Origin of the sequence: Streptomyces sp. HUAS 31 (genome assembly GCF_028198125.1) — a bacterium.
Lineage (GTDB): Bacteria > Actinomycetota > Actinomycetes > Streptomycetales > Streptomycetaceae > Streptomyces > Streptomyces chartreusis.
Window position 1 is genome coordinate 5,512,536 of record NZ_CP116353.1, and the last position, 23,918, is coordinate 5,536,453.

23 protein-coding genes are annotated in these 23,918 nt (G+C 71.1%); 16 read left to right on the plus strand and 7 right to left on the minus strand.

Features of this window, described 5'->3' with window-relative positions:
• Position 1: 1 nt before the first annotated feature.
• The 3 genes from resB (at position 2) to PGH47_RS24665 (ending at position 3,335) form a co-directional block, all read left to right on the plus strand.
• Positions 2 to 1,732 carry a cytochrome c biogenesis protein ResB gene (gene resB, locus PGH47_RS24655; RefSeq protein ID WP_271665257.1) on the plus strand — a complete coding sequence of 577 codons (1,731 nt, stop codon included), beginning with the start codon at positions 2 to 4 and terminating at the stop codon, positions 1,730 to 1,732.
• On the plus strand, positions 1,729 to 2,829 hold the full coding sequence (ccsB, locus tag PGH47_RS24660; protein ID WP_271665258.1) for a c-type cytochrome biogenesis protein CcsB: 1,101 nt from the start codon (positions 1,729 to 1,731) through the stop codon (positions 2,827 to 2,829). Before resB ends, ccsB begins: the two co-directional genes overlap by 4 nt.
• A gap of 92 nt (positions 2,830 to 2,921) precedes the next feature.
• Positions 2,922 to 3,335, plus strand: a complete 414-nt coding sequence (locus tag PGH47_RS24665; RefSeq protein ID WP_271665259.1) for an SRPBCC family protein — start codon at positions 2,922 to 2,924, stop codon at positions 3,333 to 3,335.
• On the opposite strand, the gene PGH47_RS24670 is transcribed toward PGH47_RS24665, so the two are convergent.
• The 3 genes from PGH47_RS24670 to PGH47_RS24680 all read right to left on the minus strand — a co-directional run bounded on the left by PGH47_RS24670 (position 3,332) and on the right by PGH47_RS24680 (position 6,307).
• A complete protein-coding gene (locus PGH47_RS24670; protein ID WP_271665260.1) occupies positions 3,332 to 4,729 on the minus strand; it encodes a condensation domain-containing protein in 1,398 nt (465 codons plus the stop codon). The two genes, PGH47_RS24665 and PGH47_RS24670, sit on opposite strands and share 4 nt — an antisense overlap.
• Before the next feature lie 140 nt (positions 4,730 to 4,869).
• Complete coding sequence (locus tag PGH47_RS24675) at positions 4,870 to 5,865, minus strand: isopenicillin N synthase family dioxygenase (RefSeq protein ID WP_271665261.1); 996 nt, start codon at positions 5,863 to 5,865, stop codon at positions 4,870 to 4,872.
• Positions 5,858 to 6,307, minus strand: coding sequence for a nucleoside deaminase (locus tag PGH47_RS24680; RefSeq protein ID WP_271665262.1), 450 nt, complete (start codon positions 6,305 to 6,307; stop codon positions 5,858 to 5,860). The genes PGH47_RS24675 and PGH47_RS24680 overlap by 8 nt, the downstream gene beginning before the upstream one ends.
• A 334-nt stretch (positions 6,308 to 6,641) precedes the next feature.
• Here PGH47_RS24680 and PGH47_RS24685 point away from each other — a divergent pair, with 334 nt between their 5' ends.
• Positions 6,642 to 7,163, plus strand: coding sequence for a hypothetical protein (locus PGH47_RS24685; protein WP_271665263.1), 522 nt, complete (start codon positions 6,642 to 6,644; stop codon positions 7,161 to 7,163).
• 25 nt (positions 7,164 to 7,188) lie between these two features.
• Here PGH47_RS24685 and PGH47_RS24690 read toward each other — a convergent pair whose 3' ends face one another.
• Entirely contained in the window at positions 7,189 to 7,518 is a 330-nt protein-coding gene (locus PGH47_RS24690) for a PLD nuclease N-terminal domain-containing protein (protein WP_271665264.1), read from the minus strand.
• An 86-nt stretch (positions 7,519 to 7,604) separates the two neighbouring features.
• Here PGH47_RS24690 and PGH47_RS24695 point away from each other — a divergent pair, with 86 nt between their 5' ends.
• Positions 7,605 to 9,062 carry a menaquinone biosynthesis decarboxylase gene (locus tag PGH47_RS24695; RefSeq protein ID WP_150500515.1) on the plus strand — a complete coding sequence of 486 codons (1,458 nt, stop codon included), beginning with the start codon at positions 7,605 to 7,607 and terminating at the stop codon, positions 9,060 to 9,062.
• Positions 9,059 to 9,961: a menaquinone biosynthesis prenyltransferase MqnP gene (mqnP, locus tag PGH47_RS24700; RefSeq protein WP_271665265.1), complete on the plus strand. Its 903-nt coding sequence runs from the start codon at positions 9,059 to 9,061 to the stop codon at positions 9,959 to 9,961. Before PGH47_RS24695 ends, mqnP begins: the two co-directional genes overlap by 4 nt.
• A 6-nt stretch (positions 9,962 to 9,967) precedes the next feature.
• On the opposite strand, the gene PGH47_RS24705 is transcribed toward mqnP, so the two are convergent.
• Complete coding sequence (locus PGH47_RS24705; RefSeq protein WP_271665266.1) at positions 9,968 to 10,585, minus strand: rhomboid family intramembrane serine protease; 618 nt, start codon at positions 10,583 to 10,585, stop codon at positions 9,968 to 9,970.
• 143 nt (positions 10,586 to 10,728) lie between these two features.
• Here PGH47_RS24705 and PGH47_RS24710 point away from each other — a divergent pair, with 143 nt between their 5' ends.
• The 8 genes from PGH47_RS24710 (at position 10,729) to PGH47_RS24745 (ending at position 17,978) form a co-directional block, all read left to right on the plus strand.
• Positions 10,729 to 11,361 carry a UbiX family flavin prenyltransferase gene (locus PGH47_RS24710; RefSeq protein WP_443048531.1) on the plus strand — a complete coding sequence of 211 codons (633 nt, stop codon included), beginning with the start codon at positions 10,729 to 10,731 and terminating at the stop codon, positions 11,359 to 11,361.
• 100 nt (positions 11,362 to 11,461) lie between these two features.
• The gene (locus tag PGH47_RS24715; RefSeq protein ID WP_030944826.1) at positions 11,462 to 11,917 is read left to right on the plus strand and encodes an Lrp/AsnC family transcriptional regulator; all 456 of its coding nucleotides are present in this window, start codon (positions 11,462 to 11,464) and stop codon (positions 11,915 to 11,917) included.
• Positions 11,918 to 11,964: 47 nt separating this feature from the next.
• Entirely contained in the window at positions 11,965 to 13,128 is a 1,164-nt protein-coding gene (gene mqnE / locus PGH47_RS24720; RefSeq protein ID WP_030944829.1) for an aminofutalosine synthase MqnE, read from the plus strand.
• Between the two features lie 47 nt (positions 13,129 to 13,175).
• On the plus strand, positions 13,176 to 13,712 hold the full coding sequence (locus PGH47_RS24725; RefSeq protein ID WP_271665268.1) for a GNAT family N-acetyltransferase: 537 nt from the start codon (positions 13,176 to 13,178) through the stop codon (positions 13,710 to 13,712).
• 75 nt (positions 13,713 to 13,787) lie between these two features.
• Complete coding sequence (locus PGH47_RS24730) at positions 13,788 to 14,099, plus strand: DUF4229 domain-containing protein (RefSeq protein ID WP_107904315.1); 312 nt, start codon at positions 13,788 to 13,790, stop codon at positions 14,097 to 14,099.
• Between the two features lie 174 nt (positions 14,100 to 14,273).
• Positions 14,274 to 15,920 (plus strand): SPFH domain-containing protein, encoded by a 1,647-nt coding sequence (locus PGH47_RS24735; protein WP_269641045.1) that lies wholly within the window; start codon positions 14,274 to 14,276, stop codon positions 15,918 to 15,920.
• On the plus strand, positions 15,917 to 17,257 hold the full coding sequence (locus PGH47_RS24740; RefSeq protein WP_271665269.1) for an SPFH domain-containing protein: 1,341 nt from the start codon (positions 15,917 to 15,919) through the stop codon (positions 17,255 to 17,257). Before PGH47_RS24735 ends, PGH47_RS24740 begins: the two co-directional genes overlap by 4 nt.
• A gap of 58 nt (positions 17,258 to 17,315) precedes the next feature.
• Entirely contained in the window at positions 17,316 to 17,978 is a 663-nt protein-coding gene (locus PGH47_RS24745; RefSeq protein WP_107904309.1) for a TetR/AcrR family transcriptional regulator, read from the plus strand.
• On the opposite strand, the gene PGH47_RS24750 is transcribed toward PGH47_RS24745, so the two are convergent.
• Together PGH47_RS24750 and PGH47_RS24755 are read right to left on the minus strand one after the other, a co-directional pair.
• Positions 17,960 to 18,811 (minus strand): MaoC family dehydratase, encoded by an 852-nt coding sequence (locus tag PGH47_RS24750; protein ID WP_271665270.1) that lies wholly within the window; start codon positions 18,809 to 18,811, stop codon positions 17,960 to 17,962. The genes PGH47_RS24745 and PGH47_RS24750 overlap by 19 nt on opposite strands.
• Complete coding sequence (locus tag PGH47_RS24755) at positions 18,811 to 20,106, minus strand: 3-oxoacyl-ACP reductase (RefSeq protein WP_271665271.1); 1,296 nt, start codon at positions 20,104 to 20,106, stop codon at positions 18,811 to 18,813. The genes PGH47_RS24750 and PGH47_RS24755 overlap by 1 nt, the downstream gene beginning before the upstream one ends.
• Positions 20,107 to 20,191: 85 nt before the next feature.
• Between PGH47_RS24755 and PGH47_RS24760 the strand changes: the two genes are divergently transcribed.
• The gene (locus tag PGH47_RS24760; RefSeq protein ID WP_271665272.1) at positions 20,192 to 21,586 is read left to right on the plus strand and encodes an acetyl-CoA C-acetyltransferase; all 1,395 of its coding nucleotides are present in this window, start codon (positions 20,192 to 20,194) and stop codon (positions 21,584 to 21,586) included.
• A 236-nt stretch (positions 21,587 to 21,822) separates the two neighbouring features.
• On the plus strand, positions 21,823 to 23,751 hold the full coding sequence (locus PGH47_RS24765) for an AMP-dependent synthetase/ligase (protein WP_271665273.1): 1,929 nt from the start codon (positions 21,823 to 21,825) through the stop codon (positions 23,749 to 23,751).
• Positions 23,752 to 23,918: the final 167 nt, after the last annotated feature.

Consider the following 23,918-nt stretch of genomic DNA (forward strand, 5'->3'; position numbering starts at 1 on the left):
GATGAGCGAGACGAAGACCAGCGCGCCCGACAGCACGCCGGCCGCGGGTGACGAGGACCTGGGCGCCGCCGGTTCCCAGCTCTCCACCGCCCCCGCCGAGGACGCCCCCAATCTGCCCTCGCTCGGTGTCATCGGCTGGGCCCGCTGGTTCTGGCGGCAGCTCACCTCGATGCGGGTCGCGCTGCTGCTGCTCCTGCTGCTGTCGCTCGGCGCGATCCCCGGCTCGCTCATCCCGCAGACCGGCATCGACGAGACGAAGGTCGCCGAGTTCCGCAAGGCGCACGAGACGCTCGCCCCGATCTACGACAAGCTCGGCCTCTTCAACGTCTACAGCTCGGTGTGGTTCTCCGCGATCTACATCCTGCTGTTCGTCTCCCTCATCGGCTGCATCGTCCCGCGCACCTGGCAGTTCGTCGGCCAGCTGCGCGGCCGGCCGCCGGGCGCCCCCAAGCGGCTGACCCGGCTGCCCGCCTACACCACCTGGCGCACCGAGGCCGAGCCCGAGCAGGTCCGCGAGGCCGCGCTCGCCCTGCTGAAGAAGCGCCGCTTCCGCGCCCACCTCACCGGTGACGCCGTCGCCGCCGAGAAGGGCTATCTGCGCGAGATCGGCAACCTCGCCTTCCACATCGCGCTGATCGTGATGCTGATCGCCTTCGCCTGGGGCCAGCTGTTCAAATCCGAGGGCAACAAGCTGGTCGTCGAGGGCGACGGGTTCTCCAACACCCTCACCCAGTACGACGACTTCAAGTCCGGCAGCCTCTTCACCCAGGACGACCTGGACCCGTTCAGCTTCAACCTGAAGAACTTCACCGGCACCTACGAGGCGTCCGGCCCCAACAAGGGCACCCCGCGGATCTACAAGGCGGACATCAGCTACAGCGTCGGCGCCGACGGCAAGGACAAGAAGACCACCATCAAGGTCAACGAGCCGCTGGAGATCGGCGACTCGAAGGTCTACCTCGTCAGCCACGGCTATGCCCCCGTCATCACGATCCGCGACGGCAAGGGCGACATCGTCTACCGCGACGCCGTGCCCCTGCTGCCCCTCGACGGCAATGTCACCTCCACCGGTGCGATCAAGGTCATGGACGGCTACCGCAACGCCAAGGGCGAGCGGGAGCAGCTCGGCTTCCAGGCCTTCTTCCTGCCCACCTACGTCAAGGGCAACGAGCTGGCCTCGCAGTTCCCCGCGCTGCTGAACCCGGTGATCAACCTGGAGGCGTACCACGGCGACCTCGGGGTCGACGCGGGCATCCCGCAGAGCGTGTACCAGCTCAACAAGAAGAACCTGAAGGGCTTCAAGGACGCCAAGGGCGCCCAGGTCCGGGAGAACCTCAAGCCCGGCGAGTCCATGAAGCTCCCCAACGGCGCGGGCACGGTCACCTTCGAGAAGGAGATCAAGGAGTGGGCCGGCTTCCAGGTCGCCCGCCAGCCCGGCAGCGGCTGGGCGCTCGCCGGTTCCCTCGCCGCGATCTTCGGCCTCGCCGCCTCCCTGTTCATCCAGCGCCGCCGCGTGTGGGTGCGGGCCGCCACCGGTAGCGACGGCGTCACGGTCGTCGAGATGGCCGGCCTCGGCCGCAGCGAGTCCGCCAAGGTGCCCGAGGAGCTCGGCGACCTCGCCGGGATCCTCTACGAGCAGGCGCCGGGCGCACCCGATGCCGAAGACGACCCCGCAGAATCCGAAGCTTCCCCCGACCCCCAAGTCGTACCTGCCGAAGGGGCTGAGAAGTGACTCTCGCCGCCGCAACCGATCTGGCCGCCGCCACCAACGAGAACCTCGCCAGTATCAGCAACACGCTGATCTACTCGTCGATGGCCGTCTACACCCTGGCCTTCTTCGCGTACATCGCCGAATGGCTCCTCGGCAGCCGCAGCAAGGTCGGCCGCACGGCCGCCGCGCTCACCCCGGCCAAGGCCGCCAAGGCCGCGGCGCCCGCCGTCACCGTGAAGAAGGGCGGCTCGACCGCCGTACTGGAGCGGCCGAAGGTCGTCGTGCGGGCCACGGCCGGGCAGCGGGACGTCCCGGACGGGCCCGGCGCCCACGGCGGGGACGAGCAGGGCGACCTCTACGGGCGTATCGCCATCTCCCTCACCGTCCTCGCCTTCCTGGTCGAGTTCGGCGGTGTGCTCACGCGGGCCCTGTCGGTGCAGCGGGCGCCGTGGGGCAACATGTACGAGTTCAACATCACCTTCTCCACGGTCGCCGTCGGTGTGTACCTGGCGCTGCTCGCGCTGAAGAAGAACGTGCGCTGGCTCGGGCTGTTCCTGATCACCACGGTCCTCCTCGATCTCGGCCTCGCCGTCACTGTCTTGTACACCGCCAGTGACCAGTTGGTTCCCGCCCTTCACTCGTACTGGCTGTACATCCACGTCTCCACGGCGATCTTCTGCGGCGCGGTGTTCTACGTCGGCGCGATGTCCACGCTGCTCTACCTCTTCAAGGACAGCTACGAGAACAAGCTGGCGAACGGCGGCAAGCCGGGCCGCTTCGCGAACTCCGTCCTGGACCGGCTGCCCGCCTCGGCGTCCCTGGACAAGTTCTCCTACCGCGTCAACGCCGCCGTCTTCCCACTGTGGACGTTCACGATCATCGCGGGCGCCATCTGGGCGGGTGACGCCTGGGGCCGCTACTGGGGCTGGGACCCCAAGGAGACCTGGTCCTTCATCACCTGGGTCGCCTACGCCTGCTACCTGCACGCCCGCGCCACGGCCGGCTGGAAGGGCCGCAAGGCCGCCTATCTGGTCCTCATCGCCTTCGGCTGCTGGCTGTTCAACTACTACGGCGTCAACATCTTCGTCTCCGGCAAGCACTCGTACGCAGGCGTTTAGGCCCGTACCGAAAGCGACCGGACCGTGGCCGTTTCCGCAGGTCAGCGCCCGTAAGGGGTGCGCTTCGGGCGCGGCGGGGTCAGGCTGGTGTCATGACCGGTTCGATTGAGCAGGGCATCAGCCAGACCCACGGGAACACCCACATCCTGCACTTCCTGGTGCGGCTTCCCCGGCCCATGGACGCGGTCTGGCCGAGCCTCGCCACCCCGGAGGGGCTCACGTCCTGGTGCACTCCGGTCGACGTCCTCGAACCGCGCCTCGGCGGCGAGGTCGACCTGCGCGACTTCGGCAGCGGGCAGATCACCGCCTGGGACGTGGACCGGGTCGCCGAGTACACGGTGGAGGGCGGCCGGATCAGGTTCCACCTGGAACGGGACGGCGCGTCGGGCGCCGCCCTCCGCTTCACCCACGAGTTCCAGGGCGAGGCGGAGACGGAGCAGCGCTGGCGGGCGCGCTTCGAGTTGCTGATCGAGGCGTTGGAGACGGTCCCTGAAGGGCCGCACTAGGCCTGGCGGACGGTCGAGGCGATGACGTCCCGCAGCCGCTCCACGTACAGCCGCATGTTCTTCTGCGCCACGTCGGTGTCCGGGTAGCGGCCGGCGAACCACAGGCCCTCGTGCAGCCGGGTGACCCAGGCGCACACCTGGTCGCCGTACGACACCCTGATCAGCCCGTACGCCTTCTGCTCGGTCCACTGTCCGGAGCCGGCGGTGCCGCGGGTGTCGACGTAGGAGACGATCGAGTACAGGTCGGGCGAGGTGGGGCGGAAGTCCGTGCCGAGCAGGTGCAGCACCCGGGCGAGCGGCATGCGGGCCAGATGCCGGGCGGCGTGCAGCGCGTCGCGGACCGTGCGCAGGGCGCTGGGCAGGTCGTACGCCTGCTCCACCGGGATCTCGATGGGCGCGCCGCCGACGTACCAGCCCACCGAGTCGGTCCAGCGGGACTTCACCCGGGTGTGGAACGGCACGACGGTGCGGTAGACCGGCTGTCCGCCGAGGTCGTGGACGATGAGGGCGGTGGCGGCCAGGACACCGACCGAACTCCCGCCGTACGGGCGGCAGTACGCCTCGAACGCGGCGGCCGTGTCCGGGTCGGTGAGCTCCTCGCGCAGCAGCTTCTGGGTGGGCAGGCCGGCCTCGGGGTCGAGACCTAGGTCGACGGGGAAGTTCGGCAGCCGGCCGTCGCAGCGGCGGATGAACTCCCGCCAGCGGGCGACGATCTCGTGGCGGTCGTCGATCCGGTCGGCGTCCGTGCGCTCGATCTCGCAGAAGTCGACGTAGCTGCTGGCCGGCGCCGGCTGCGGGGACGTGCCCGCGAGCCGTGCCGTGTACAGCTCGTGGAGCTCGGCGGGGATGCGGTGGATGGACTGGGCGTCGACATTGCTGTGGTCGAAGGCCATGTACACGCTGGTGGAGTCGTCCCGGACGACGGCCGTGTAGATGAAGTTGGGCCAGCGCAGCGCGTCCGCCGTGACGTCGAAGCGGTCCTGGAGGTGGCGGACCAGGTCGTCGGGGTCGGTGAAGTCGCCGACCTCCGTGCGGTGCAGGGAGACGGCGTCGGCGTCGAGCGTGAACCTGTGCATCCCGTCGCCGGCCGCGCCGGACCAGCGGAAGCCGCTGCGCAGCGTCTCGTGCCGGAGCGTCCAGTCGCGCAGCGCCTCCTGTAGCGCGTCGAGGTCGGCCCGGCCCGGCATGTCGAAGGCCGTGCCGAGCCAGGTCGGGACGAACAGTCCGCCGTCCCGCACGGACCGGGCGGTCCTGATGTGCGACTCCTGGATGTACGCCGGGGGCCGTGAGTCCTCCGGCAGGTCCGCCGCCGCCGCGACACTCGCCGGACTGAACGTCCATTCGACGAGTCGTCCTGGCCGGACCTCGCAGCGCTGGATGTCAGTCATTCGCACGGGCGGCTCCATTCGCGGCGGGGGACACACCCGAAAGGGTGGTATCCCGCCCAACGAGGCAACCCTTTCTCGGAAACGGTCCGCGATCGGACGGGCCGACCGGCCGGATCGAGTTGACCAGCCGGTTCGGGCGACGATGGTCAGCCGGTTCGGTCGACGGTGATCGAGTCGAGCTGCTGCCGCAGATACACGTGGGAGTCGACCGGCGGGTGCGCCACCCGGCCCACCGGGGCGGGTACGGACTCGACGATCGTGCCGGGCGTGCACTCCCCGAAGTACACGAGCGACATCAGTTCCTCGGCGGGCGCGTCCGCGGGCGGCGGCAGCACCCGGTGCCGCCCCGACCGCCACCGGTCACCCGTCCAACGGGCCATCAGATCGCCGATGTTGATGGTGAACGCGGCCGGGTCGTAGGGCGCGTCCTCCCAGCCGCCGTCGTCCGTGTAGACCTGAAGGCCGCCCTTGCCCGCCTGCCGGTCGAGGATCGTCACCGTCCCGAAGTCGGTGTGCGGCCCGATGCGGAACTGACCCGGCTCCGGCTCCCCCAGGACCTCCCTGCCCGGGTACCAGTTGATGTTGAAGCCGTACGTCGGGTGGTCCATGTGCCGGGTGAAGAAGTCGGGTTCGAGGCCGAGGGCCTCGCCGAGCAGGGCGAGGAGCCGGTTCTCCAGCTCGCCCATCCGCGCGAGGTACTCCTCGACCAGCGGCCGCAGTTCGGGCACCTCGCCGGGCCAGACGTTCGGCGCGTACCACTCGGCGTTGACCACCGGGTCCTCGAAGGGCTCGTGCGTGGCGAAGCTCAGCGACTCCTTCAGGTCCGGCGGGGTCTCGGTGCCCTCCGAGTAGCCGTTGGCCTCCGCGCCCGGCCCGAGCCAGCCCCGTCCGCCGACCTTCACCTCGTACGCCTGCTTGGTCTCGGCGGGAAGCGTGAAGAAGGCGCGCGCGGCGGTGCGGATCCGGGCGCGCAGGGACGGGTCCACGCCGTGCCCGGTGACCAGCAGGAACCCTGCGGTCCGCAGGGCCTCGTCGACGGTGCGGGCGATGGCCCCGCGGGCCTCGGCGTCACCGTTCAGCCAGGGCCGCAGGTCGACGGTCGGGATGCGGGGGGTGCCGGGGGTACGGCGTCGGTCAGTCACCGATGTCCTCGTTCCACAGGTCGGGATGGTGCTCGATGAAGGCACGCATCAGGTCGACGCACTCGGGGTCGTCGAGCAGCACGATCTCCACACCATGCCCGGCCAGCCAGTCCTGTCCGCCCCGGAACGTGACCGCCTCGCCGATCACCACCCGGGAGATGCCGAACTGCCGGACCAGGCCCGAGCAGTACCAGCAGGGGGAAAGGGTGGTCACCATGGTCGTGCCGCGGTACGACCGCTGCCGCCCCGCCGCCCGGAACGCGGCCGTCTCCGCGTGCATGGACGGGTCGCCGTCCTGCACCCTGCGGTTGTGGCCGCGCCCGAGCGGCGTCCCGTCGGCCCCGTACAGCGCGGCTCCGATGGGGATGCCGCCCTCCGCGAGCCCGGTGCGTGCCTCCGCGAGCGCGGTGGCGAGCCACTCGCGTGCCTCCGACTGATCCATGCCCTCACTCTCCAGCGGCGGACCCGCGCAGGCAACGGCGGGAAGGGGCGAGCGGGATCGGCGGCGGAGCGTGAAGCGGCTCTCGCCGTCGTGGGGTCGAGGCGGGTCACCGTGTCCATGTGCGCGGGCTGTCGTCGTCGGGCGAACCGGCGCCGCGCCCGCGCGAAGGGGCATCTCGCCGCTGACGGCCGGGCGGCACGGTCGTACGGCTCGCGCTCCTCGCCCGGGCCTCCGCGCCGCCCCGCCCCGGTAATTCGGTGGCGTTGCGGGCGCCGGCCGGTGTTGTGTGGCCCGGCCCGGTGATCACCAGGAACGCCGGGGGCGGGGAGGGTCGATGGTGTGGTGGGAGCGGGCTTGGCGGATCGCCGAGCTGCGGCAGCGGGGGGATGTGCTGGCGGCGTTCGTGGCCGCGTGCGGCGAGGAGGAACGGGCCGGGCAGGCGCGGGAGTTGGCCGCCGGAGTGTGCGAGCTCCCGTACGCCGGGGGTGACCTCGATGCCGCCGAGGACGCCGTGCGGACGCTGGAGGAGTGGGCGGACGACCTCGGGGACCACCCGTACCGCCCCGGTGGGGCCCGCCCGGACGCGGCGGACCGGCTGACGCGCGACCACTTCAAGGACGTGCTGCGCGAGGCCCTGACGGTCCCGGCCCGCGACTGGATGTCGGCCACCCGGCTTTCCCTGGACGTCCACTACCAGGCCCTGTGCCGGGCGCGCGGCCTGGACCGCCGGACACGCGAGGACGCCTTCTACGTCTACGGGCGCGGCACGATGGCCCTCGACCTCGGCCATCGCACGGCGGCCGAACGTGAGGCGGCGCGGCTGCGGCAGCTGAGGGAGACCTGCGTCAAGCGGTGACGTCGGCCTCTTCGGCCGGGCCCGGTCAGGGCTCGTCGCGCTTCTTCCTGTCGTCGTCCTCGTCCGCCGACTTGTCCTCGTCGCCCAGGGACTTCAGGAACTCCGGGTTGTCGTCGGGCGCGACCCACTGCTGACGCCCGCGGTCCCGTACGCCGGACCAGCCCTCCGCGGCCGGGCTGCGCTTCTTGCCCGCGATCAGCCAGGAGATCGAGCCGACCAGCGGGAACACCAGCACGAGGATCGCCCACAGCGGCTTGGGCATGTGGCGGATGTCGTCCTCCTTCGTGCTGATGCAGTCGATGAACGCGTACACGCTCAGCGCCAGTGGCACGAGGAACATCAGCACCCGGAGCATGGGCCCTCTCAGCGAAACGGTCGGCGGACCGGGGGCACGGCCCCCGGGGTAAGGGCCAGGGTAGCCGCTCGGGGATACTTGACCCCATGGCTTACGACGATCTTCGTTCCCTGCTCAGGGCGCTGGAGCGCGAGGGCGACCTCAAGCGTGTGAAGGCTGAGGTCGATCCGTATCTGGAGGTCGGGGAGATCGTCGACCGGGTCCAGAAGTCCGGCGGTCCCGCGCTGCTCTTCGAGAACGTGAAGGGCTCCTCGATGCCCCTCGCGATGAACGTCTTCGGCACCGACCGGCGGCTGCTGAAAGCCCTGGGACTGAAGTCCTACGGCGACATCTCCGACAAGATCGGCGGGTTGCTGAAGCCCGAGCTGCCGCACGGCTTCGTCGGTGTCCGCGAGGCCTTCGGCAAGCTCGGCGCGATGACGCACGTACCGCCGAAGAAGGTGAAGTCCGACAGCGCGCCGGTGCAGGAGGTCGTGCTGCACGGCGACGAGGTCGACCTCGACCGGCTGCCGGCGCTGTTCACCTGGCCCAAGGACGGCGGCTCCTTCTTCAACCTGGGGCTCACCCACACCAAGGACCCGGAGTCCGGCGTCCGCAACCTCGGTCTGTACCGCCTCCAGCGCCACGACAAGCGCACGATCGGTATGCACTGGCAGATCCACAAGGACAGCCGCAACCACTACCAGGTGGCGGCGCGCAGGGGGGAGCGGCTGCCGGTCGCGATCGCCTTCGGCTGCCCGCCGGCGGTGACGTACGCCTCGACCGCCCCGCTGCCCGGTGACATCGACGAGTACCTGTTCGCCGGCTTCGTCGCCGGCAAGCGGATCGAGATGGTCGACTGCAAGACCGTCCCGCTCCAGGTCCCCGCGCAGGCCGAGGTCGTGCTGGAGGGCTGGCTGGAGCCGGGAGAGATGCTGCCGGAGGGCCCCTTCGGCGACCACACCGGCTTCTACACCCCGCAGGAGCCCTTCCCGGCCCTGAAGATCGACTGCGTGACGATGCGCCGCCGGCCCCTGCTCCAGTCGATCGTCGTGGGCAGGCCGCCGACGGAGGACGGGCCCCTCGGGCGGGCGACGGAACGCTTCTTCCTGCCGCTGCTGAAGATCATCGTCCCGGACATCGTGGACTACCACCTGCCGGAGTCCGGCGGCTTCCACAACTGCGCGATCGTCTCGATCGACAAGAAGTACCCCAAGCACGCCCAGAAGACGATGCACGCGATCTGGGGCGCGCACATGATGTCCCTGACCAAGCTGATCGTGGTCGTCGACTCCGATTGCGACGTGCACGACCTGCACGAGGTCTCCTGGCGGGCCCTCGGCAACACCGACTACGCCCGCGACCTCACCGTCGTCGAAGGTCCCGTCGACCATCTCGACCACGCCTCCTACCAGCAGTTCTGGGGCGGCAAGGCCGGCATCGACGCGACGAGGAAGTGGCCCGAGGAGGGCTACACCCGCGACGGCGGCTGGCCCGACATGGTCGAGTCCGACCCGGAGACGGCGGCGAAGGTCGACCGCCGCTGGAAGGAGTACGGCCTGTGAGCAGCGCCTCCGCCGCGATTCCGCAGCCAGGACGCACGAAGGCGTTCCTCCGCCTCGTCATGATCGAGCACTCGGTGTTCGCGCTGCCGTTCGCGTACATCGCCGCGCTCAGCGCGATGTTCCAACTGGACAGGAACATCCACTGGGGCCGGCTGCTGCTGGTGACGATCTGCATGGTGGGCCTGCGGACCTTCGCGATGGCCGTGAACCGGATCATCGACCGCGAGATCGACGCCCGCAATCCGCGCACCGCGCACCGCGAGCTGGTCACGGGCGCGATGTCGGTACGGCACGCCTGGACGGGCGCCCTGATCGCCCTGGTGGTCTTCCTGGGCTCGGCCGCCCTGCTGAACCCGCTGTGCCTGGCCCTCGCCCCCATCGCGGTGATCCCGATGGTGGTCTACCCCTACGGCAAGCGGTTCACGAACTTCCCCCAGGCCATCCTCGGCCTAGCCCAGGCGATGGGCCCGGTCGGCGGCTGGCTGGCCGTCACCGGCACCTGGTCCTGGGACGCGGTGATCCTCGGCCTCGCCGTCGGCATCTGGATCGGCGGCTTCGACCTGATCTACGCCTGCCAGGACGTCGAGACCGACCGCGAGATCGGCGTCATGTCGGTCCCGGCCCGCTTCGGCATCCCCGCGGCGATCTGGGGCGCGCGGGTCTGCCACGCCGTCACCACGGCCCTGTTCGCCTGGTACGCGCTCGCCACCGACGCGGGCGCCTTCTTCTGGCTGGGCCTGCTGATCGTGGCCGGCGCCTTCGTGTACGAGCACTCGATCGTCCGCCCCCATGACCTGTCCCGCCTGAACAGGGCGTTCTTCAGCGTCAACGGGTTCATCGGGATCGCCCTGTTCGTGTGCGCGCTGCTGGATCTGCTGGTGCGCGGACTCACCGTCTGACGGGGCCTAGACCGCGAGTTCCCCACGGGGGACGGTGCCGCGGCGGCGGAACACGAACGCCGCCGCGACGCCTGCCACCAGCCCCACCAGATGCCCCTGCCAGCTCACGCCGGACTGGGTCGGGGCGAGCCCCGCCAGGATCGAGCCGCCCCAGACCGCGGCCACCAGCAGGCCGGCCAGCACACCGAGCGGACGCCGCTCGACGAACCCGGTGACCAGCAGGAAGCCGAAGAGGCCGAAGATCAGGCCCGAGGCGCCCGCGGTGTTGGTGCCGGACGGGGATATCAGCCACACGCCCAGCCCGTCCGCGACGACGATCAGCGCACAGACCGCGGCGAACCGGCGGATGCCGCCGAGCGCCGCGAGGAAGCCGAGGACCAGCAGCGGCACGCTGTTCGCGGCGACATGGGCGAAGCCGAAGTGGATGAATGCGGCCGGGACGACGTCCACCAGCTCCGACGGGGTGCGCGGGACGATGCCGAAGCCGTCCAGCGCGTGCCCGCTGATCACGTCGGCCACTTCCAGCAGCCACAGCAGTGCCACCCAGCCCGCCATCAGCTTGGCCGCGGTCAGCGCCCGGTCACCCCGCGACACCTCGCGCCGCGCGTCCCACATGTCCGGCATGGCAACCCCCACTGCCCAACTCGTCCCCAAACGGGAACGCCTGGCACCCCTTGGTCGGTTCCCACCCCGCCACGCCGGATAGGCTCGGTGTCGTGAACCCAGTCAAGCCAGGAGAGACGGCGCGTACGCCTTGGATCGTAGGGGTGTCCGGCGCTTCCGGCACCCCATACGCCGCCGCCGTGCTCCGCGCGCTCCTCGCCGCCGGGGAAAGCGTCGACCTGGTCGTCAGCCGGGCGTCACGGCTCACCCTCCTCGACGAGACGGGGATCTCCTTCCGGGACGGCCACTGGCAGGACGACCTGCGGGAATGGCTCGCGCGGGGCGCCGACGGCAAGCCCGGGACCTTCGAGGCGGACATCGAGGACGTCCGGTACTGGAACGCCGGGGACCTCGCCGCCGGGCCGTCCTCGGGGTCGTACGCCACCAAGGGCATGCTGATCGTGCCCGCCTCCACCGCCTGCGTCGCCGGAGTCGCGCTCGGGCTGTCCAAGGACCTGTTGCAGCGGGCGGCGAGCGTGACCCTGAAGGAGGGGCGCGAGCTCGTCGTCGCCGTACGGGAGACGCCCCTGAACGGGCAGACGCTGCGCCACCTGGTGACACTGGACGACGCGGGCGCGACCGTCGTGCCCGCCTCGCCCGCCTTCTACGCCGGGGCCACGCACATCCAGGACCTGGTGGACTTCGTCGCCGGACGCGTCCTGGACGCGGCGGGTGTCGAGCACCGCCTCTACCGCCGCTGGAAGGGCGACCTGGGCGGCGGCGCCCGTTCCACCTGACCGGCGCGCGACCGCATCACGCGGCACGACCGGAACTCATCACTTCAAGGCTCAGTTCAGCAAGTACGTCAGACCTCTTCAGCGGAAGGCTTTCAATCGCATGGACGCGGTGGACAGGCAGCTCATCCAGGCCCTGAGGGAGAACGGCCGGGCCTCCTACGCGGAGCTGGGGCGCCTCGTCGGACTGTCGGGGCCCAGCGTCACCGACCGCATCAACCGGCTGGAGGCGGCCGGGGTCATCACCGGCTACCGCGCCACCGTCGACGCCGCCTCGCTCGGTCTCGGCGTCACCGCCCTGATCGGCATCTCGCTGTCCGACGCCACCGACCACGAGGACGTGGCGAACCGCCTGCGGGACCTGGGCGAGATCGAGGACTGCTGGTTCATCGCCGGCGACGACTCCTACATGCTCAAGGTGCGCGCGGCCGACGTGGACGGTCTTGAGAAGATCATCCGGCGGCTCAGCGGCACCACGGGCGTCTCCCGGACCCGTACCACCATCGTGCTGTCCACGAAGTGGGAGAACCGGGTGGGTGAGCTGCCGGAAGAGGTCTAGGGGGCTGGGCGTACGGTTGACGGAGTCTGATCGAGAGAGGTGCACGCATGGATGTCGGGCTCAAGCGCGAGCTGGAGGAGAAGGTCCGTTCCGGTGAGCGGCTGTCCCGCGAGGACGGCATCGCGCTGTACGAGTCGGACGACCTGGCGTGGCTCGGCGGCCTCGCCCACGAGGTGCGCACGCGCAAGAACGGCGACGTGGTCCACTTCAACGTCAACCGCCACCTCAACATGACCAACGTGTGCACGGCCTCCTGCGCCTACTGCTCCTTCCAGCGCAAGCCGGGCGAGAAGGACGCGTACACGATGCGCATCGAGGAGGCCGTGAAGCTGGCCAAGTCGATGGAGGCGGAGAACCTCACGGAACTCCACATCGTCAACGGCCTGCACCCCAACCTGCCGTGGCGCTACTACCCGCGCTCGCTGCGGGAGCTGAAGGCGGCCCTGCCGAACGTCTCCCTGAAGGCGTTCACGGCCACGGAGATCCACCACTTCGAGACGATCAGCGGGCTGTCCGCCTCCGAGATCCTCGACGAGCTCATCGACGCCGGCCTGGAGTCCCTGACCGGCGGCGGCGCGGAGATCTTCGACTGGGAGGTCCGTCAGCACATCGTGGACCACCGCACCCACTGGGAGGACTGGTCCCGCATCCACCGCCTGGCGCACGAGAAGGGCCTCAAGACGCCCTCCACCATGCTCTACGGCCACATCGAGGAGCCGCGCCACCGCGTCGACCACGTCCTGCGCCTGCGTGAGCTCCAGGACGAGACGAACGGCTTCCAGGTCTTCATCCCGCTGCGCTACCAGCACGACTTCGTCGACATGAAGGACGGCAAGGTACGCAACCGGCTCCAGGCCCGCACCCAGATGGCCACCGGCGCCGAGGCCCTGAAGACCTTCGCGGTCTCCCGGCTGCTCTTCGACAACGTCCCGCACGTGAAGGTCTTCTGGGTCATGCACGGCGTGCAGACCGCCCAACTGGCCCTCCAGCACGGCGCCGACGACATGGACGGCTCGGTCGTCGAGTACAAGATCACCCACGACGCGGACAACTTCGGCACCCCGAACAAGCTGACCCGCGAGGACCTCCTGGACCTGATCAGGGACGCGGGCTTCCGCCCCGTGGAGCGCAACACGCGCTACGAGATCATCCGTGAGTACGACGGCCCGGACCCGGAGCGCCGCGAGTCCCCGCAGCCGATGCGGGTCTGAGCGGCCGGCCCGGAAGGGGCGCGGCGTGTAAGGGATACGATTCCGTCGTGTCCCTTACTTTCACGCTCGACCCCGCCGTCACCCCCGACCTGCGTGACGGCATCCTCGACATGTGGACCGATGTCTCCAACAGGGGCGGGGCCGTCGGGTTCGTGCCGCCCGTGACGCGCGAGGACGTCCGGCCGGAGCTGGTGCGGCACTTCGTGGCGATGGCGGAGGGACGCTGCCGGCTGCTGGTCGGGCACGACACGGCGGGCAAGGTCGCCGCGACGGCGTTCTTCACCTTCAACACGCACCGGCTGATGGCCCACTGGGTGTGGCTGTACACGGTGATGGTGCACCCCCGGCACCAGGGCAAGGGATACGGCCGCGACCTGCTGAGCGCCGCCGAGGGGTCGGCCCGCACCTTCGACGGCATCGACGCGATCCGCCTCACCTGCCGGGGCGGCCTCGGCCTGGAGCGCTTCTACGGCTCCTGCGGCTACAAGGAGGTCGGCCGGATCCCGGACGCGATCAGGGTCGCGCCGGGCGAGGACCGGGACGACGTGATCATGCTGCTGCCGCTCGGCCGGGCAGCCGTCTGACCCCCCTGCAAGATCGGCACCACGCCGTGCTTCACTGGGCAGTGGCCCTTTTTGGATTCGGAAGAGTGGATTGAGATGCTCCGCTACACACTGATGCGCCTCGGGATCTTCGTGGGCTGCCTCGTGGTCGTCTCGGGGCTCGTCTACTCCGGCCTCGCCCCGCGCGGCCTCGGCGACTCCAACGGCATGTGGGTCGTCCTGCTCGCCCTGGTGCTCTCGGCCCCGATCAGCTTCGTGGTCCTGCGCAAGGAGCGCGACCGCGCCTCCGTCGGGATCGTCCAGCGCGTCGACCGCATGAAGGCCAACCTGGAGGCGAACCGCAGCCAGGAGGACGACGCGGTCGACGAGGCCGCCCGCGCGCAGGGACAGACTTCCCAGGCCTCGTAGGGCTTCGCGGAGCCGCTTCCGGATCCCGGCAGCGAATACCCGCCGGTAGCTGCGGGAGTGAGCCCTTTACCCTTGTCCGGATCATGATGTGGGATGGCTGGAACCACATCGGGTCGACCGGTGTATCAGCAGTAGGACCCGCATTCGACGGGCATCGGAACACAAGGGGGAACCGTGGCGCGAGCGCGCGCGAAACAGGGCGCACGACGTGTTGCCGAGGCCGTGGCCTCCGGCACCGATCCGCGGACGGCCGCGCAGGAGGAACTGCGGCGGCAGACCGGCGGACGAGGAACACAGGGCGCCGGCGGCTATGACGCCCAGGGCCAGGGCATAGACCCGGCCGACTTCCCGGCCGCACGGGAACAGGGCGGCTCCACCGCCACGGTGATGCGGCAGAAGACGGTGCCGCTGGACGAGGCCGGGGAGGCGCTCGGCCGCAGCGAGCAGGTCCGCGAGGGCACCGAGACGGTGCACGCCATCTGCCCGATGGTGATCCCCAAGGGCCGCTCGATCATCTCCATGCTGCCGGTGCTGATGCTGTTCCTGCTGGGCGTGGTCGGCGCGGGCATCGTGGGGGCGTCCGGCGCCGACGTGCTGACCAACCCCCTGTTCGGCGTGCACTACTGGGTCATCTCGCTGCTCGCCGTCGCCTTCGTGTGGTGGCGCCAGGGCATGGTCATGGTCCCCGACGGCTGCCAGGCGATGATCACCCGCTTCGGCAAGCTGGAGAAGGTCGTCGGACCGGGCCGGATCGTGCTGCTGAGCCCGTGGAAGCGGGTGTCGTACATCGTCAACACCACGATCGAGTACCCGTTCAACGCGCCGGTGCGCGAGGCGCCCACCCGGGGCGGTGTGAAGGGTTCCATCGACCTGTTCATCCAGTTCCGGATCAGCGACCCCACCGAGTTCGTCTACACCCTGGGCGCGGTGCGCGGATTCGAGGAGAAGCTCAGCAACGCGGTCAGCGAGACGATCCGCAGCCTGATCTACGAGCAGGAGGCCGCCGGCATCTACGACATGGTCGGCGAGGACACCGGCCGCCTCCTGGAGCAGCTCAACCAGCAGTTCCGCCCGGCCGTCGAGCTGACCAACGCCAACATCACCCACGCCGAACCCTCCGACCAGCGCTACCGCATGGACCTGGCGGCGCCCGAGATGGTGCGCGTGGCCAAGGAGGCGTACACCCACGAGTACGCGCTCCAGCTCCGCAAGGAGCAGGACGAGGGCGACCTCACCCGCGAACTCGCCTCCAGTCAGGAGACGCTCTCCGCGATCCAGGCCGACATCGCCCAGTACCAGGCGCAGATGGACACGGCCGTGGAGCGCGAGACCAACCGCGCCGAGGCACTCGCCCGGCAGCGCTACGTCCAGGCCGAGTCGGAGGCGAAGGCCAACGCGGCCCTGCTTGAGGCGCAGGCCCTCGACATCCGCGCGGTGACCGCGGCCGAGGCGCCGGAGATCCTGGAGTACCGCTACCAGCAGCAGGTGCTGGACACGCTGGAGCAGGTCGCCGACCACCTGCCGCGACTGGTGCGCATCGGCGGCACGACCGACGGCGGCGTCGCCGGCATCGACTTCCTCGAGCTGGCCCGAGAGTTGGTCGGCGAACGCGGCACGGAGCTGTTCACCGACGAGGACATGGCCGCCGTACGGGCGCGTCTCGGCGAGGTGTCCGAGCGGATCGCCGCGCGCGAGGCGGAGATCGGCGCGCTGCTGGCGGCCGAGCGGCCGACGGTGCCGCAGGTTCCCGACCAGCCCGCACCGGCCGACGGAGACGCCGGCGACGACAGCTCCGACACCGCCGAGGAGGCCACCCGATGAGCACCGCCCGTTCCCAGCGCAGGTCGGTCATCTCCGAGAAGGTCGCCCCGTGGGCCGACATCGCGCGGCTGCTGCGCGGCGGCGAGGCCGACACCCTGATCCCGGTGATCATCCCCCGCCACCGGCGCCGCCTGTGGTGGATGCTGCCGCTGTGGCTCGGTGTGTACGCCCTGTTCATGGGCGTGATGCTGTCCCTGAAGGAGGCGGACGCCGAGTCCGCCGCCGGGGACCTCGCCTACGGCACCCTCGCCGCCCTGTGCTACGCCGGCGGCGCCGTGCTGCTGCTGATCGGCGCGCTGTGGTGGTGGCGCTCCTCGATCGTGGAGATCGAGCAGGGCACCAACGGCGTGCTGACCCGCTACGGCGCCGTCGTGCGCACCCTGGACGCCGGCCGGCACTACTTGTGGCACCCGTGGTCCCGGGTCGACTTCGTCGTCGACACGGCCACCGAGATCCCGTACTCCGCGCCGGTGATGGCCTGCCCGACGCAGGAGAACGTGCCGCTGCGCTCGATCGAGTTCTTCCTGAAGTTCCGCATCACCGACGCCGTGCTGTTCGTGCGCACCATCGGTGCGGGCAACTTCGACCTGGTGCTCTCCAGCGCCGTGCAGGACGCCATCCGTCAGCGCGCCCGCAAGATGCGCACCGAGCGGGCCTACGACCTGCGCGGCTCGGACGTCGCCGACATGCAGGAGCTGCTCAACCGCCAGCTGTCCGGTTACGGCGTGCGCATCACCGGCTCCAACATCCCTGACGTACAGCTGCCGACGCAGTACCAGCAGCACCTGGCCACCCGGGAGCGGGTCGCCAAGGAACGCACGGCCTACGACCAGGAGTGGGGCCTGATCCGCAAGCGCCGGATCGACCAGCTGGGCATGGACATCGAGCGGGCCAAGAAGGTGCGCGACGCCCGGATCGTCGAGGTCAAGGCGGCGCTGAACCGGGCCCGCGAGGAGGTCGCCCAGCTGCTCGAACAGCAGGAGACCAACGCCCAGCGGGTGCGGTTCGAGATCGAGACGCGGGGCCGCAGCGGTCTGATCGCCGCCGAGAACGAGGCCCGCGCCCAGCGCGCCCTCGCCAAGGCCTACCGCGACAACCGCGCCGTCCTCCAGTACGAACTGGCCCGGCGCCGCCTGGAGGTGGGCGCGAAGCTCGCCGGCCGGGCACCGCAGCCGGTGGTGGTGCGCACCGACGGCACCGGCGCCGACACCTCGGCCCTGTCCACCCTGCTCACCGCGCAGTTGCTGCCCCGGCTGACGGCCCTGCCGCCCGTCGACGGGCAGGCGCTGACGGACCGGATGACACGGTTCGCCGACGAGCTGGGCGGCGAGGAGTAGGGCAGGCGTTCACGGCGGCCCGGGTGGGATCTCCCTCCCGGCCCGTACGCTAACGGCCATGGGTGCCGTCAAGACCAAACGGATGCCGCGGGCCGTCCGTGAGCAGCAGATGCTGGATGCCGCAGTGCGGACCTTCGGCAGGCGCGGGTACATGGCCGCGTCGATGGACGAGATAGCCGAACTGGCGGGCGTCTCAAAGCCGTTGGTCTACCTGTACCTGAACTCCAAGGAAGACCTCTTCACCGCCTGCATCCGGCGCGAGGCCGCCGCGCTGGTCGCGGCCGTGCGCGGCGGCGTGCGGACCGAGCTGCCCGCCGACCGTCAGCTCTGGGACGGACTGCGGGCGTTCTTCACCCACACCTCGCACTACCCGGACGCCTGGTCCGTGCTACACCTTCAGGCCCGCACCCACGGCGAGCCGTTCGCGACCGAGGTCGCCGCGATGCGCGCGGAGATCGTCGACTTCGTGACCCAGCTGATCCTGGTGGCCGCCCGCGAGGCCCACCGTGACCCCGACCTCCCGGCGAGCGAGGTCGCAGGGATCGCCGAAGCCCTGGTGGGCGCCGCGGAGTCGCTCGCCGACTGGGCCAACACCACGCCGGGCGTCAGCGCGCGCCAGGCGGCGGCCACGCTCATGAACTTCGCATGGGCCGGCCTGGCCAACCTCATGGACGGCCGGCCCTGGACACCGCCGGAGGCCGCTCACGAGGTGAGCGGATAGACCTCCCCGGCCAGGTGGACGCGGTCGTCCCCGCCGCGCAGTTCGAACCGCCCGCCGTCCGCGGCGTACGTCACCGTCCCGGGCAGCAGTACCGGCGCCCGGAAGTCGGCCTGTACCCGCACCGCGTCCGGTGTGCCATGGGCGGCGAGGCAGCGTGCCACCGTCCACATGCCGTGCGCGATGGCGCGCGGGAAGCCGAACAGCCGGGCGGTCAGGGCGTGCAGGTGGATGGGGTTGCGGTCGCCGGAGGCGGCGCCGTAACGGCGTCCGACGTCCCCGGCGATGCGCCACTCGGCGACCGCCGGGAGCGGCTTTGGCTCCTCGGCCGGCCGGGTCTGAGCACCGGCGTCCGGGCCGTTCGTGCGGTGCCGGGCGAGATACCTGCTGGTCGACTCCCACACGACGTCCTCGCCCGACCGCAGCTCGGTGACCACCACGGCCTCCGTGCCCCGGCGATGCTCCGCCAGGCGGTCGACGTGCACGCCGATCTCGTACGCGCCGGTCGCGGGCATCGCGGTGTGCCGGGTGACCTCGATGGAGGTGTGGACGAGCCCCAGCAGCGGCAGCGGGAACGCCCGCTCGCTCATCAGCCGCATGGCCAGCGGGAAGCCGAGGACGTGCGGATAGGTGAGGGGCAGCGCGTCGGCGCCGGTCGCGAAGCCGCACACCCGCTCGTACGCCGCCAGCCGCGCCAGGTCGACGCGCGCGCCGGGCAGCACGAGCCGGGTGCGGGGGAACTCCGCGTCGGGACGCGGCCGTTTGAACGCGGAGAGCACCGCGCCCCGGGCGAGCAGGGCCGGAAGCGAGGGGGCGCCCGTCAGCACGGTCGTCATCAGGCCCCCAGCAGGCTCTGGCCGCACACCCGGACGACCTGGCCGTTGACCGCGCCCGACGCGGGGTGCGCGAGCCAGGCGGTCGTCTCGGCGACGTCGGCCGGCAGTCCGCCCTGCGCGAGGGAGTTCATGCGCCGGCCCGCCTCCCGGATGAACAGGGGGATCGCGGCGGTCATCTTCGTCTCGATGAAGCCGGGCGCGACCGCGTTCACGGTCACCCCGTGCTCGGCGAGCGCCCGCGGCGCCAGGGAGCGGACCAGACCGACCACGCCCGCCTTGCTCGCGCCGTAGTTGGTCTGCCCGGCGTTCCCCGCCAGCCCGGCGATGGAGGCCGTCGCCACGATCCGGCCGCCCTCGCGCAGGGTACCGCCCGCCAGCAGTGCGTCCGTCGTGCGGAGCACGCTCGCGAGATTCACGTCGAGCACCGAACTCCAGCGCTCGGCGGGCATGTTGACCAGCCGCCGGTCGCGGGTGATGCCGGCGTTGTGGACGAGGACGTCCAGCCCGTCGGGCAGCGCGGCCGCGATGCGTGCCCCGGCGTCGTCGGCGGTGATGTCCAGCGCGAGCGCGGTGCCGCCGAGCCGGTCGGCCACCCGCCGCGCGTCCTGCTCGGCCTGCGGCACGTCCAGTACGACGACCCGGGCGCCGTCCCTGGCCAGCGTCTCGGCCACCGCCTCGCCGATGCCGCGCGCGGCGCCGGTGACCAGGGCGGTGCGGCCGGTGAGGGGACGCTCGGGGTCCGCGGGCGCGGTGACGTCCTGCGGGCCGACCTCGACGACCTGGCCGCTGACGTAGGCCGACTTGGGGGAGAGGAGGAAGCCGAGGGTCGACGCGGCGGCGTGCGCGTCCGTCAGCCGGACCAGGTTCACGGTCCTGCCGCGCCCGATCTCCTTGCCGAGCGAGCGCGTGAAGCCCTCCAGGGCCTGCTGGGCGGCGGCCTGGTGATGGTCGGCGGGGTCGAGGGGCGCGCCGAGGACGACGATCCGGCCGCTCGGCGCCACCGACCGCACGACCGGATGCAGGGCCGCGTGCACCTCGGCGAGCGTCTCGACGTCCCGCACTCCCGTGGCGTCCAGCAGGACGGCGACCGGGTGCTCACAGGAGGCCGTCAGACCGAGGCCCGTCGCGGCGAGGTCGAGGTCCGACTTGCCGGCCGTGAGGAGCAGCCGGTCGCCCTGGAGCGCGGGCCGCTCGGGCGAGAAGCGTTCCAGTGACGCGGGCTGCGGCAACCCCAGGCGACGCGTGAGGAAGCGGCCGGGTGCGGTGCCGGTGAAGCTCAGATAGCGGTCGGCCATGTGCGACTCCCAGTGCGCTCCGGAACTGACTCTGGAGTAAGGTTACCGGAGGTAAGCCCATGGTGGACGTGAGGAGTGGGTGGAGATGAGCCCCAGCGACAGCTCCGGGACGAGCCCCGGCGAGAGCTCGGGTGCGAGCCCCGGCGAGAGCTCGGGTGCGAGCCCCGCCAAGAGCTCGGGTGCGAGCCCCGCCAAGCGCTCCGTGTCGACCCCCGCGGTCCGCCGCGTCGCGGTCATCGGCGGCACCCGCATCCCCTTCGCCCGCTCCGACGGCCCGTACGCCACCGCGTCCAACCAGGACATGCTCACGGCCGCCCTCGACGGCCTCGTCGAACGGTACGGCCTCGGTGACCCGGGCGCCGTCGGCGAGTTCGTCGCCGGGGCCGTCCTCAAGCACAGCCGTGACTTCAACCTCGCCCGCGAGACCGTCCTCGGCTCGGAACTGGACGCGCGTACGCCCGCGTACGACATCCAGCAGGCCTGCGGCACCGGCCTCCAGGCCGTCATCGCCGCCGCCAACAAGATCGCCCTCGGTCAGACCGAAGCGGCGATCGCGGGCGGCGCGGACACCGCAAGCGACGCGCCCCTCGGCGTCAACGACCGGCTGCGGCGCATCCTGTTGGAGGCCCGGCGGGCCAAGTCGCTCGGCGGCCGGGTCAAGGCGCTCTCCCGGGTGCGGCCCTCCCACCTCGTCCCGGACATCCCCCGCAACGCAGAGCCGCGCACGGGGCTCTCCATGGGCGAGCACGCGGCCGTCACGGCACGCGCGTGGGGCGTCACCCGCGAGGCCCAGGACGAACTCGCGGCGGCGAGTCACCAGCGGCTCGCGGCGGCGTACGAGCGCGGCTTCTTCGAGGACCTGGTCGTGCCCTTCCGGGGGCTGGACCGGGACCAGAACCTGCGGCCCGGCTCGACGCCGGAGAAACTCGCCGCGCTGAAGCCGGTGTTCGGCCTGGACGGGGAGCACCCGACGATGACGGCGGGCAACTCGACGCCGCTGACGGACGGGGCGGCTCTGGTGCTGCTGGCGAGCGAGGAGTGGGCGGAGCGCCGGGGGCTGGAGCCGCTGGCCTACCTCACCGCCCACGAGACGGCGGCCGTGGACTTCGTGCACGGCGATGTGGCGGGCGGCGAGGACGGGCTGCTGATGGCACCGGCGTACGCCGTCCCACGCATGCTGGAGCGGGCCGGACTCGGCTTCGGCGACTTCGAGTTCGTGGAGGTCCACGAGGCCTTCGCCTCCCAGGTGCTGGCCACGCTGGCGGCGTGGGAGAAGCGCGGGCTCGCCCCCGTGGACCGCGCCCGGCTGAACGTCAACGGCTCGTCCCTGGCGACCGGTCACCCCTTCGCGGCGACCGGGGCCCGTATCGTGGCGACGCTCGCCAAGTCGCTCGCGGAGGGCGGTGGTTCGGGGCGCGGGCTGATCTCGGTCTGCGCGGCCGGCGGGCAGGGTGCGACGGCGATTCTGGAGCGAAGGTAAGGATCGGGTGAGCCGAAGCTGAGTGCCCCTCACATAAACCCCGAGGTTGCACATACCCGGCTCCGGACCACCGCCGAACCCGCACAACCCCCACACGCGCGAGCCGTACGATCTCCTGCCTAACCAGCGGTAACCCCTTTCCGCAGGCCTCCGCAGGTGAACGCCAAGGTGCGCGAGGCACGTACGTCATGCAGCAAGCAGATTTTCTCGCTGCAAGCCCGTCGCAGGAGCCGCCCGTGTCCACCTCGCTTCCGTCCTTCGCTCCCTCGGCCGCCTTCCACGACGCCCCGGGACCGACCCTGGTGCAGCCGGAGACGAGGCGGCTGGACGGCGTCGTACGGGAGGCCTACGTGCCGCCGTTCGCGCCGCCGGTCACCCACGGCTCGCTCGCGGACCTGCCGTTCGACAACGCGGACGCGGCTCCCGACGCCGTCGTCCTCAGCCGCAAGGGCGCGGACGGACGGTGGACGGACGTGACGGCGGCCGAGTTCGCCGAGCAGGTGCAGCAGGTGGCGAAGGGGCTGATCGGCGAGGGCCTGGTGCCGGGGGACCGGATCGCCGTCATGGCCCGCACCTGCTACGAGTGGACGCTGCTCGACTTCGCCGCATGGGCGGCCGGCCTGGTGACGGTCCCCGTCTATCCCACCTCATCCGTCTTCCAGACCCGCTGGATCCTCCAGGACTCCGGCGCGGTGGCCCTGGTCACCGAGACCGCGGGCCAGGCGGCCGCGCTCGGCCCCGAACTGGACCGGGTGCCCGACCTGCGCCACATGTGGGTGATGGAGAAGGGCCATGTGGACCGGCTCGCGGAGGCCGGTGCGCAGCAGCCCGACGGGGAAGTGGCCGTACGGCGGGGCATGCTGGTGCCGGACACGCTGGCGACCCTCATCTACACCTCCGGCACGACCGGCCGCCCCAAGGGCTGCGCGCTGAGCCACAGCAACTTCTTCGCCGAGGTCGACAACGCCATCGAACTGCTCTACCCGATCTTCAAGACGCGGACCAGCGAAGAGGCGTCGGTGCTGCTCTTCCTGCCGATGTCGCACGTCTTCGGCCGGATGGTGGCGGTGGCCTGCGTACGGGCCCGGGTGCGCCTCGGCCACGCGCCGAGCCTGAAGGCGGAGGATCTGCTGCCGGACCTCGCGGCGTTCCGCCCGACCTGTCTGCTGACCATCCCCTACATGCTGGAGAAGGTCTTCAACTCCGCCCGCGCCAAGGCCGAGACGGGCGGCCGTGCCTCCTCCTTCGACCGTGCGGCGTCGGTCGCCGAGCGCTACGGCGAGGCGCTGGAGGCCCGCGCGTCCGGGACCGGCGGCGGCCCGAACACGGCCCTCAAGACCGCCCGCGCCTTCTACGACCCGCTGGTCTACCGCCGTATCCGCAACGCGATGGGCGGCCGCGTGAAGTACGCGATCTGCGGCGGCTCCCCGCTCGGCCGGCGCCTGGCCGCCTTCTACGCCGGGGCGGGCATCGAGATCTACGAGGGCTACGGCCTCACGGAGACGACCGCAGCCGCGACCGTGACACCGCCGCTCAAGCCCCGTCTGGGCACCGTCGGCTGGCCGCTGCCCGGCACCCGCGTCCGGATCGCCGCCGACGGCGAGATCCTCGTCTCCGGCGACCAGGTGCTGCGCGGCTACTGGGACCCGGCCGCCGGTGGCGTCGTCCCGGCGGCGGCGGACGGCTGGTTGCCGACCGGGGACATCGGTGCGCTGGACGACGACGGCTATCTGACGATCACCGGCCGCAAGAAGGAACTCCTCATCACCGCGGGCGGCAAGAGTGTGGCCCCGGCACCGCTGGAGAACTGGTTGCGCTCGCACCCGCTGATCTCCCAGTGCATGGTCCTGGGCGACCGCCGCCCCTATGTCTCCGCGCTGATCACCCTGGACATGGACGGCGTCACCCACTGGCGCCGGATGAACGGCAAGCACTCCGTCCCGGCCGAACTCCTCGTGGACGACGCGGAGCTGAGGGCGATACTGCAACGCGCGATCGACGAGGCCAACAAGCTCGTCTCCCGCCCGGAGTCCATCCGCCGCTTCGCGATCCTGCCGACGGACTTCACCGAGATGGACGGCCACCTGACGCCGTCGATGAAGCTGCGACGGGACGTGGTCATGCGGGACTTCGCGGGGGAGGTGGAGGGGCTGTATGCGAAGTAGCCGGCCAGGGCGATCTCGGCGCATCCGTCGACAGGGCCGACCCAACTCGGTGTACGGAGCATGAAGAACGGTTGCCGTCTCGTTACGACAACCGCTTGACGTGACATGCCCTGTCCGCGTTGGCTACCGCCACCCGGGTAGCAACGCCGCTCCTCCGCTCGGAAGGC